Below are 8,611 nucleotides of genomic sequence, written 5' to 3'. Positions count from 1 at the left end.
ATCGCAACGGTAAACCAGAAATAATTACGCGCCGGGGAAGAAAGTCGGGCAAACCTACCAAGCGCTATTTATCAGAGCGTAGATTTATGCGTAGTCTTGGGGTTGCCCCAGGTAAAGAAGCATCGGGTGATAAAGACTTAGACCGGGTAGGGGGATCGGATTTGTGCCCCATGGCGCTGTGGCAGTGGGTTTTTACTCGCATTGAACCCAAGCTCACGCGCCCCAAACATGACATCGGCGAAGGATTGGGTCAGATCCTTGATGCTGAAAAATCCTCAGGTCGCCCAATTAAACTGGTACGCACTAAGCTGGCTGCACTAGCTACGAGGCTATTGTTCAAACAGCTAGTTCTGAGCCTAAAAAGTGACTAGAGTGAATGTTAAAATTCTCTGTTAGCCTCCCGACTGGTTTTGACAGTTTGGGGGGTAATGCTTTCCATTGCTGTTTCAGCGGCTTTGGGTAGCGATACTAGATTTTTTGCGGACAAGGGTTGCTGTGGTTGAACTAGAGCAACCTTAAAGAGAGAGGATAGCGGGATGGGGGACAGCCGTCAAGATGCGGTTACGAATCTTTAGGGAAGGATCGGAGGATGTCACCAGTCCGTTATTTGGCAAAAGCAAGTTTGTAGGGTGGAAAAAAGTTAAAAATGCAACAATAAAGCCGTAAACTTGAGCCAGAGGAGCAGTTGATGAATGTCTCAGAACTAAGAGCCAAACTTATTCAAGAAATCCAGAATATTCCAGAAGACAAGTTAACGGAACTGCTTAACCTGATTCATGCCTTTCGGCTGCGGTTAGAACCTGCTAGTTTGCCTCCCCACTCCATTATGAAGTTCGCGGGCTGCTGGAACGATCTCCCCGACGATACCTACACCGAATTCCTAGACGACATTTCCCAACGCCGTCAACAAGCATTTTCTCAGAGGCAAAATCGTGAAACCAGCTTTGGTTGATACGGATATTCTCTCAATGTTTTTCCGAGGCAATCGAACAGTTGTTTCTAGGTTTGAGGCATATTTCAACGAACATGCTCAAATCAACATCAGCATAGTCACCTACTACGAAATCCTCAGTGGATTGAAACACCGTGATGCCCAAAAGCAACTGACTTTGTTTCTCGAATTTGCTGCCCAAAACATCATCTTGCCCCTCACAGAGGAGTCGGTCACCCTCTCCGCAGACATCTACGCTACTCTGCGACGTGATGGAACACCCGTAGATGACATTGACCTGTTGATTGCGGGTGTTGCGATCGCAAACGATCTTGTTCTCGTTACCCACAACCAACGTCATTTCAACCGGATTGAAGGGTTGGAGTGGGAAGACTCGAGCCAGTCCTGATGTTATTTAACTCAAGTTGCTAGTTATCTCTCTGGGAGCGGCTAATGGCTAATGGCTAATGGCGAGATTGGTAAAAATCCAAGATTAGCAATTAGCAATTAGCAAGCTTGCAACGCCAAAGTTTATAACTAGCAACTTGAGTTATTTACTGGCTGTAAGCGGCTGTGGTGTTGCTAGAAATTGGGCGCGCTCAAATCCGAAGATTTGCATAAACGGAGGGATATAACCCATATCACCCAATAGAATTCGCAATCCATGATATCTGGTGCATCAACCAGAGACACCTTGCCTGAAGGTTGGGATTGCGAGATGCAACATTGCCCATTACCCCAAAAACTGAACTATGTTAACTCGGTTTTTACTTCTACTGGTGACTTTATCGCTGCTAGTAACTCCTCAAATAGCAGCGGCTCAGAGTGTGGAGCAATTATATCAGCAAGGTAATGCAGCTCAGGAGGCTGGCAATTTTGCTGAGGCAGAACGCATTTTTCGCAGAGCGATCGAATTTAACCCCAAGGATGGAACAGCTTATCAGCGTCTGTGCGACGTGCTGGATGACCAAAATAAAATAGACGAGGCAGTAACTGCGTGTCGCCAAGCTGTCCAACTCAACTCGAACGATGCCCGTTCCCACTTTCTTCTAGGCTATGTGTTAACCAAACAGAAGAAATTCGATGAAGCGATCGTCGCCTTGCGAAAAGCGATCGAACTCAACCCCAACTATGACCTTGCTTACTACGGTTTGGGTAATGCGCTCAGACAACAGAAGAAATTCGATGAAGCGATCGCTGCCTTCCAAAAAGCGATCGAACTCGACCCCAACAATGGCTTTGCTTACAACGGTTTGGGCGCTGTACTATATGACCAGAAGAAATGGGATCAAGCGATCGCCGCCTTGCGAAAAGCGATCGAACTCGAACCCAACTATGCCCGTGCTTACAACAATCTGGGCGCTGCGCTGAGAGAACAGGGGAAATTGGATCAAGCAATCGCCGCCTTGCGAAAAGCCATCGAACTCGACCCCAACGATACTCTTGCTTACAACAATCTGGGCGCTGCGCTGGCACAGCAAGGTTCATTGGATCAAGCGATCGCTGCTTTGCAAAAAGCACTCGAACTTGACCCCAACAATGCCCTTGCTCAAAACAATCTTCGACAAGTCCAACGACTGCGATCTACTCAACGCAACTAACCACCCAACAGAATCGACAATTGGTGAGACTGGGTGAATCAACCAGACACACCTTGTCTGGCTACCAATCTAAGATGGGACGTGGCAAATCGATTTGGGGAAAGGGGGAAAGGGGAAAAGGGGAAAAGTTTGTTCATCCTTCCCCCTTTTCGGGTTTCCCTTTTCCCCAGTCCGGCGTCTATTGTCTTGCGCCTACCTGGTAGCCCCTTGTCTGAAGGTTGGGATTGCGAGACTAAACCTTGCCCATTACCCCAAAAACTGAACTATGTTAACTCGGTTTTTACTTCTACTGGTGACTTTATCGCTGCTAGTAACTCCTCAAATAGCAGCCGCTCAGAGTGTGGAGCAATTATATCAGCAAGGTAATGCAGCTCAGGAGGCTGGCAATTTTGCTGAGGCAGAACGCATTTTTCGCAGAGTTATTGGACAAGCGATCGCTGTCTATCAAAAAGCCATCCAACTTAACTCCAACTATGCATCTGCTTACCTCGGTTTGGGCATTGCGCTAAGACAGCAGGGTTCATTGGATGAAGCGAGAGCTTGCGCTGTGCCCTTGGCATATCGCTGCTTACCAAAAAGCGATCGAACTCAATCCCAACGATGCGCTTGCTTACAACAATCTGGGCAATTTGCTGGCACATAAGCGGAAAATAGAAGCGAGAGCTTGCGCTGTGCCCTTGGCATATCGCTGCCTACCAAAAAGCGATCGAACTCAACCCCAACAATGCCAATGCTTACTACAATCTGGGGAATGCTCTGAGACAACAGAATAAGTTGGACGAAGCGAGAGCTTGCGCTGTGCCCTTGGCATATCGCTGCCTTGCGAAAGGCGATCGAACTCAATCCCAAGGATGCCGATGCTTACAACAATCTGGGCAGTGCGCCCAGAGAACAGAATAAGTTGGACGAAGCAATCGCTGCCTTGCGAAAAGCGATCGAACTCAACCCCAACAAAGCCAATGCTTACAACAACCTGGGCACTGCGCTGGCACAGCAAGGGAAATTGCACGAAGCGAGAGCTTGCGCTGTGCCCTTGGCATATCGCTGCCTTCCAAAAAGCACTGCAAATTAACCCTAACTTTGTCGAGGCTCAAAACAATCTTAGAGAAGTCCAACAAATGCGATCGCAACAACGCAACTAACCAGTCGCAGAACGATAATAAGCTAGAGAGACTAGGATTGAATATATGGCAACTTACAACACCTTAGAGCAACGAATCCTTGAAAAAATCCGCCAACTACCGCCTGAAAAGGTGATAGAAGTAGAAGACTTCATTGATTTTCTCAATCAACGCAATGCAGACCTTTCCTTAACCTTGGCAGCCACCAAACTTGCGGAGCCAGCGTGGGAGAAAATCTGGGATAATCCAGAGGATGCTGCCTATGACGACCTATAGCTTTGGTGATGTTGTTTTAGTTCCTTTTCCCTTTACCGACCAAACCAGTTCTGACCACCATCGATATAGCGGTTTGCAACTGGGTGGAATACAAATCCCTAGTAGCGAGCATCAAAAGCCTTGTGGTGAGCCATAAATCCTCACTAAGCCGTGCCCCTACGGTGTGTTCAAAAGAATTGAAAACCGCTCTAAAGGATTGGCGATCCGGAAGCTTGGGAAATTGCAGGAACCAGATCTTCAAGGTTTCCGAAGCCTTTTGTCAACTATCCTGGGTTGAAAAACTGCTCTTGCTGAAAAACAAGTGCCAAGACAAACAGGACTAAAGCTGCGTGTCATATCATGTCCGTTGAATCACCCGTAATAAAAACCTTCTCTTGTGCGTTGTCTTGTAGGGAACATCAATTGGTTAAAAGTTTTTTCACGCAGCTGTTGGATGTTCCCTACTCCTAATTCAGCGTAATAGACCGGACATGATATCACACAACGATCGTTATTTTTGCGCTGATATCATGTCCGTTGAATTGCCCATAATAATAAAACCTCACCGCGTCGTTGCGTAGGGAACATAATAGATATCTCGGACAAACAGATAACGTTGCTCGTGTTCCCTACTCCTAATTATGGGTAATCGACCGGACATGATATGAGACAGCAAGGGAAATTAGATGACCGTGCCCTTGGCATATCGCCGCCTACCAAAAAGCACTCCAAATTAACCCCACGAGCAAAGAAACCGGGTTTCTAGAAACCCGGTTTCTTTGCTCGTAGTGCGTAAGTCCTGTCTTAGAGAAGCCCTAGGACTGCGATCTACTCAACGCAACTAACAAATCAATTCACCCATTACCCATTACCTATTACCAATTCCCTTTCATCAGTACCTGAGACTGGGTAAAAATAAAACATCTATCGTTTCACCCACGGCTAAACCTATCGCCGCTAGGATGGTTAAAACTAAAAAGCTATCGAGTGGGCTAAAGCCAGAAACCCGCATTTCTAAATCTGCTAAAACTGTTGTAGCTAGCGGCAACAGAAAAAGCTCGAATAATATCGACAAAGAGGCGATTAAACCAATCGATGCACTTAAAACTAAGATGAGACTCACAATTTGAGACCTCACATTCATCAAACTTTCTACCCAAAAAACACTCTTGCGAATTACCGCTAGAACTACAATGGTTACAAAAGCTCCCACAAGCCAAACAATGTGGTGAGCCGAAAGATGCCAACCTAGTAGGGCATATGCTAGCCAGAGAAATATTAAAGACATCCCAGGAATCGGGTTTAAAAACTTTGCATTCATCATTCCAGTTGCTCCTGATACAAAGATTCCAGCAAATTTTCTAATTTCTCTTCAGAACAACACTCGATCAACATTTCAAAAGCTTCTAGCAATTTTGCTGCACTATCTCCCAACACAGGACTCAATCCCCAAACATCCTGTACCCAATCACCAGGAGGCAAATCTTCAAAAATCATCCGTTCTAAAAGCTGCTTTGCTTCTAATTTGTCAATAGACATAAAATTGCTTAGTGGCTAAAGGACAAAGGTTAATTGCTAATTGCTAATTGCTAATTGCTCGTGGTAATATTTTCTATTTCTACCATTAGCCAGCCATTAGCTATTGCTGATTCGAGGTATCATCGGCGAAATTGCTAACAGCTTTACACCCAATCGGATATGCAGGTTGATAAATAGAGTCACGCTTGCCAAACAAAGTATAACGGTTATCGCGGATTTGTTCGTAAGCGCGATCGCCCACCCATTTCACCCCCGGTAACGCGCGATACGCGGTAACAAAAATATCCCCCGCAGGTAACAAGCGTCCAATTTCCTCCGCCGCGTCGCTACCTTGCCAGCGTCGCTGAGGATGATTGGCATCAATTAAAATCATCCCCATTTCGCAATCTTGCGGCGTTATGCCAAAATTGCTCAAAGTGTCTTTATCCTGCATTGGGGCATACAGAAATAACTTTCCCTGGTCTAACTTTTCCAGCACCTGCACCAGGGAAACACAGAGATTGCAGTTACCGTCGTAGATAACGTAGTAAGTCATGAAATTAGAGCGCTCGCCAATACTTCTCTTAATTTTAGATTCTAATTTCAATCTGAAATCTGAAATCTAAAATCTGCAATTTTAATCTGCGATCGCCCAACGCACCATGGGACAATTTGCCATAACGCGGCGATCGCTAATGGTGCTAGGGTTACTTGGGGTGTCTGGCGGCAATTCTACGCGAAAAGTGACGTTACCGCCGCCAAAGCGAAACAAATAGGGGTAGAAGCTGCTACAAAATCTCTATGCATCTCTCGTCAAATGTTGTCATTTTGAAGAGACTCTTGAATCAGTTGCTCGACAAACAGCCTAAGCCGTTCCTGCCAGTCAGGGACGGCTTTAAGCTGCTCTGTCTGCCCTTCATAACCCCTAAAGCCGATTACTTTGCCCAAGGGACGGCAAAGCTTTTTTCTGTAGCGGTGCGGATTGTTTTTTTGAAAAGGCATTGACGTTGCTATAAATGCTTGTTAACATGCATTATAGCATCAATAATAAGAGTCGAGTAATGTTGCTAGGTTTCAAGAGTGAACTGAAACTGAACAATCAGCAGCGCACAGCCTTAATGAAACATTGTGGCGTGGCACGTCATGCGTGGAATTGGGGATTATGGTTAACCAAAAATATTCTTGACCACAACCAAGCTAATCCGGATGAAAAACTAAAATTCCCCAGTGCCATTGACCTGCATAAATTGTTAGTAGCTTTGGTAAAAACTGAGAACCCTTGGTATTATGAGTGCAGCAAATCCGCACCACAGCAAGCATTAATGGCATTACGTGAAGCCTGGAAAGATTGTTTCAGCAAGAAAAAAGGAGTGCCTAAGTTTAAAAAGAAAGGACGCCAAGATTCTTTTACGCTTGAAGGTCCTGTCAAAATCTTGGGGAACAACAAGATTCAAGTTCCTGTGATTGGTGTTCTCAAAACCTATGAACGACTGCCACAGGTATCAACTAAATCTGTTGCAATCAGCCGCAAAGCTGACAGATGGTTTATCAGTTTCCGGTTTGACGTAGAACAGCAGAAATCCCTAAACACAAACGTTGTAGGTGTTGACCTTGGTGTTAAGAACCTAGCAACATTGTCTACTGGTGAAGTAATAGCAGGAGCTAAATCTTACAAGAAATACTCAGCAAAACTTTCTCGGATGCAGTGGTTAAACCGTCACAAAATCCTTGGCTCAAACAATTGGAAAAAAGCTCAGACAAAAATTGCTATACTTCACATGAAGATAGCCAACATCCGTAAAGATACATTACACAAACTTAGCACGATGCTTGCCAAAAACCACGGCACGATAGTGATTGAGGACTTAAATGTATCTGGCATGATGGCTAATGACAAACTAGCTAAAGCGCTCGCAGACATGAGTTTTTTTGAATTTCGCAGACAGCTAACTTACAAATGTGAGCTGTATGGCGACAAGTTAGTTGTAGTTGATAGATGGTTCCCTAGTTCCAAGACTTGTTCCAATTGTGGAACTAAGAAAGAAACACTCTCCCTTGATGAACGAGTGTTTGAATGCAACCATTGTGGCTTCATAATTAACCGCGATTTGAACGCTGCAATCAATTTGTCAAAAGTCGTCAGTTAGACGATGTTAGCCTGTGGACTGGTCGAAGCCGACTTCTCCAGAATGAAACAGGAAGTAAACGAAGCTCAAAACAATCAACCGTAGTTCCAGTTATCTTGCAAGTGAAAAGAGTATGGTTGAGTAGTTTTGAGCAGGATTCATGTAACGGATAATCCTCATTTGACCTAGCTTGACCGACGCAAGAGGCGTAGGCTCTTTGCAAAGGCGCTCGGAATTCGGCATACTTTTTGTTGGAACCTACTAAACGAGCAGCGCGGGCGATCGCTGCCGTATTCGCGATCGCTGTATGTTCCCCACCGCCTTCATAATAACGAGTCGAATGCCATAGACTCACCGTCCTCGGACATGCCCCAGATTGCCGTTGTACGTCAAAAGTCAGATTAGGCTGGGTGCTAGGTAGGCGAGGTGCTGCTGCTGTTTGAGTCAATCCTGGTGTCGCCACTACCAATGTCGATAATATGGCAAAGGTGCCAGTCAATAGTGACAAATTCTTCATAAAATCGCTTTAAGTTGTTGGGATACAAGGTAGCAATCAATACCAAGGCGCGTCAAGTAGATTGCTATTTATAGCCTGGAAAATTACCCTGGAATTTGACATCAGCCAAGAGGATGAGCGAGAGGTAGAGGTTTTGGCTTCAAAATTGTAATTTCAATGTTTTTTTGCCGAAGAAACCCGGTTTTTGAGAAAAACCGGGTTTCTTTTTCATCGCAGTTTTGTAGGGGCTTTAAGAAGAAACCCGGTTTTTGAGAAAAACCGGGTTTCTTTTTCATCGCAGTTTTGTAGGGGCTTTAAGAAGAAACCCGGTTTTTGAGAAAAACCGGGTTTCTTTTTCATCGCAGTTTTGTAGGGGCACGGCAAGATTAAATTCTCGCTGATTGCGACAACCGAAAAAATGCCGTGCCCCGACTATGGCAAGATTAAATTCTCGCTGATTGCGACAACCGAAAAAATGCCGTGCCCCGACTATGGCAAGATTAAATTCTCGCTGATTGCGACAACCGAAAAAATGCCGTGCCCCGACTATGGCAAGATTAAAT

The 8,611-nt window shown here is 45.3% G+C and carries 17 protein-coding genes and 1 pseudogene; 11 read left to right on the top strand and 7 right to left on the bottom strand.

The window, feature by feature from the left end:
- The 10 genes and pseudogenes from MiSe_RS45410 to MiSe_RS45375 form a co-directional block, all read left to right on the top strand.
- A pseudogene (locus tag MiSe_RS45410) lies at nucleotides 1-371 on the top strand (IS110 family transposase); the annotation flags it as partial.
- Between the two features lie 317 nt (nucleotides 372-688).
- On the top strand, nucleotides 689-952 hold the full coding sequence (locus MiSe_RS45405; RefSeq protein WP_226593326.1) for a hypothetical protein: 264 nt from the start codon (nucleotides 689-691) through the stop codon (nucleotides 950-952).
- Nucleotides 933-1,340, top strand: coding sequence for a type II toxin-antitoxin system VapC family toxin (locus MiSe_RS45400; RefSeq protein ID WP_226593324.1), 408 nt, complete (start codon nucleotides 933-935; stop codon nucleotides 1,338-1,340). The genes MiSe_RS45405 and MiSe_RS45400 overlap by 20 nt, the downstream gene beginning before the upstream one ends.
- Before the next feature lie 343 nt (nucleotides 1,341-1,683).
- The gene (locus MiSe_RS45395) at nucleotides 1,684-2,532 is read left to right on the top strand and encodes a tetratricopeptide repeat protein (protein ID WP_226593322.1); all 849 of its coding nucleotides are present in this window, start codon (nucleotides 1,684-1,686) and stop codon (nucleotides 2,530-2,532) included.
- Between the two features lie 265 nt (nucleotides 2,533-2,797).
- Nucleotides 2,798-3,175, top strand: a complete 378-nt coding sequence (locus MiSe_RS45390; protein ID WP_264197034.1) for a tetratricopeptide repeat protein — start codon at nucleotides 2,798-2,800, stop codon at nucleotides 3,173-3,175.
- Nucleotides 3,060-3,305: a tetratricopeptide repeat protein gene (locus MiSe_RS53380; RefSeq protein ID WP_373873024.1), complete on the top strand. Its 246-nt coding sequence runs from the start codon at nucleotides 3,060-3,062 to the stop codon at nucleotides 3,303-3,305. Before MiSe_RS45390 ends, MiSe_RS53380 begins: the two co-directional genes overlap by 116 nt.
- Nucleotides 3,202-3,432, top strand: coding sequence for a tetratricopeptide repeat protein (locus MiSe_RS51725; protein WP_307731660.1), 231 nt, complete (start codon nucleotides 3,202-3,204; stop codon nucleotides 3,430-3,432). Before MiSe_RS53380 ends, MiSe_RS51725 begins: the two co-directional genes overlap by 104 nt.
- On the top strand, nucleotides 3,353-3,604 hold the full coding sequence (locus MiSe_RS51720) for a tetratricopeptide repeat protein (RefSeq protein WP_264197033.1): 252 nt from the start codon (nucleotides 3,353-3,355) through the stop codon (nucleotides 3,602-3,604). The genes MiSe_RS51725 and MiSe_RS51720 overlap by 80 nt, the downstream gene beginning before the upstream one ends.
- Nucleotides 3,605-3,719: 115 nt before the next feature.
- A complete protein-coding gene (locus tag MiSe_RS45380; protein ID WP_226593320.1) occupies nucleotides 3,720-3,929 on the top strand; it encodes a DUF2281 domain-containing protein in 210 nt (69 codons plus the stop codon).
- Nucleotides 3,916-4,065, top strand: coding sequence for a hypothetical protein (locus MiSe_RS45375; RefSeq protein WP_226593318.1), 150 nt, complete (start codon nucleotides 3,916-3,918; stop codon nucleotides 4,063-4,065). Before MiSe_RS45380 ends, MiSe_RS45375 begins: the two co-directional genes overlap by 14 nt.
- A gap of 735 nt (nucleotides 4,066-4,800) precedes the next feature.
- Here MiSe_RS45375 and MiSe_RS45370 read toward each other — a convergent pair.
- From MiSe_RS45370 to MiSe_RS45355, 5 genes are all read right to left on the bottom strand, one after another.
- Nucleotides 4,801-5,229: a hypothetical protein gene (locus MiSe_RS45370; RefSeq protein ID WP_444980631.1), complete on the bottom strand. Its 429-nt coding sequence runs from the start codon at nucleotides 5,227-5,229 to the stop codon at nucleotides 4,801-4,803.
- A complete protein-coding gene (locus MiSe_RS45365) occupies nucleotides 5,229-5,447 on the bottom strand; it encodes a hypothetical protein (protein ID WP_226593314.1) in 219 nt (72 codons plus the stop codon). The genes MiSe_RS45370 and MiSe_RS45365 overlap by 1 nt, the downstream gene beginning before the upstream one ends.
- 100 nt (nucleotides 5,448-5,547) lie before the next feature.
- The gene (locus tag MiSe_RS45360; protein WP_226593312.1) at nucleotides 5,548-5,982 is read right to left on the bottom strand and encodes a thiol-disulfide oxidoreductase DCC family protein; all 435 of its coding nucleotides are present in this window, start codon (nucleotides 5,980-5,982) and stop codon (nucleotides 5,548-5,550) included.
- Between the two features lie 81 nt (nucleotides 5,983-6,063).
- Nucleotides 6,064-6,198 carry a hypothetical protein gene (locus tag MiSe_RS51715; RefSeq protein ID WP_264197030.1) on the bottom strand — a complete coding sequence of 45 codons (135 nt, stop codon included), beginning with the start codon at nucleotides 6,196-6,198 and terminating at the stop codon, nucleotides 6,064-6,066.
- Between the two features lie 41 nt (nucleotides 6,199-6,239).
- Complete coding sequence (locus MiSe_RS45355) at nucleotides 6,240-6,428, bottom strand: hypothetical protein (RefSeq protein ID WP_226593310.1); 189 nt, start codon at nucleotides 6,426-6,428, stop codon at nucleotides 6,240-6,242.
- A gap of 59 nt (nucleotides 6,429-6,487) precedes the next feature.
- On the opposite strand from MiSe_RS45355, the gene MiSe_RS45350 reads away from it, so the two are divergent.
- The gene (locus MiSe_RS45350; protein ID WP_226593308.1) at nucleotides 6,488-7,573 is read left to right on the top strand and encodes an RNA-guided endonuclease InsQ/TnpB family protein; all 1,086 of its coding nucleotides are present in this window, start codon (nucleotides 6,488-6,490) and stop codon (nucleotides 7,571-7,573) included.
- Here MiSe_RS45350 and MiSe_RS45345 read toward each other — a convergent pair.
- Together MiSe_RS45345 and MiSe_RS45340 are read right to left on the bottom strand one after the other, a co-directional pair.
- Complete coding sequence (locus MiSe_RS45345) at nucleotides 7,566-8,069, bottom strand: hypothetical protein (protein WP_226593307.1); 504 nt, start codon at nucleotides 8,067-8,069, stop codon at nucleotides 7,566-7,568. The genes MiSe_RS45350 and MiSe_RS45345 overlap by 8 nt on opposite strands.
- 207 nt (nucleotides 8,070-8,276) lie before the next feature.
- Nucleotides 8,277-8,432, bottom strand: a complete 156-nt coding sequence (locus tag MiSe_RS45340; protein WP_226593305.1) for a hypothetical protein — start codon at nucleotides 8,430-8,432, stop codon at nucleotides 8,277-8,279.
- Between the last annotated feature and the right edge of the window lie 179 nt (nucleotides 8,433-8,611).

The organism is Microseira wollei NIES-4236 (genome assembly GCF_020521235.1).
In the GTDB taxonomy this organism is placed as follows: Bacteria; Cyanobacteriota; Cyanobacteriia; order Cyanobacteriales; family Aerosakkonemataceae; genus Microseira; species Microseira wollei.
Note: the sequence above shows the minus strand (reverse complement) of the source record. Positions and strands in the feature narration are given on the sequence as shown.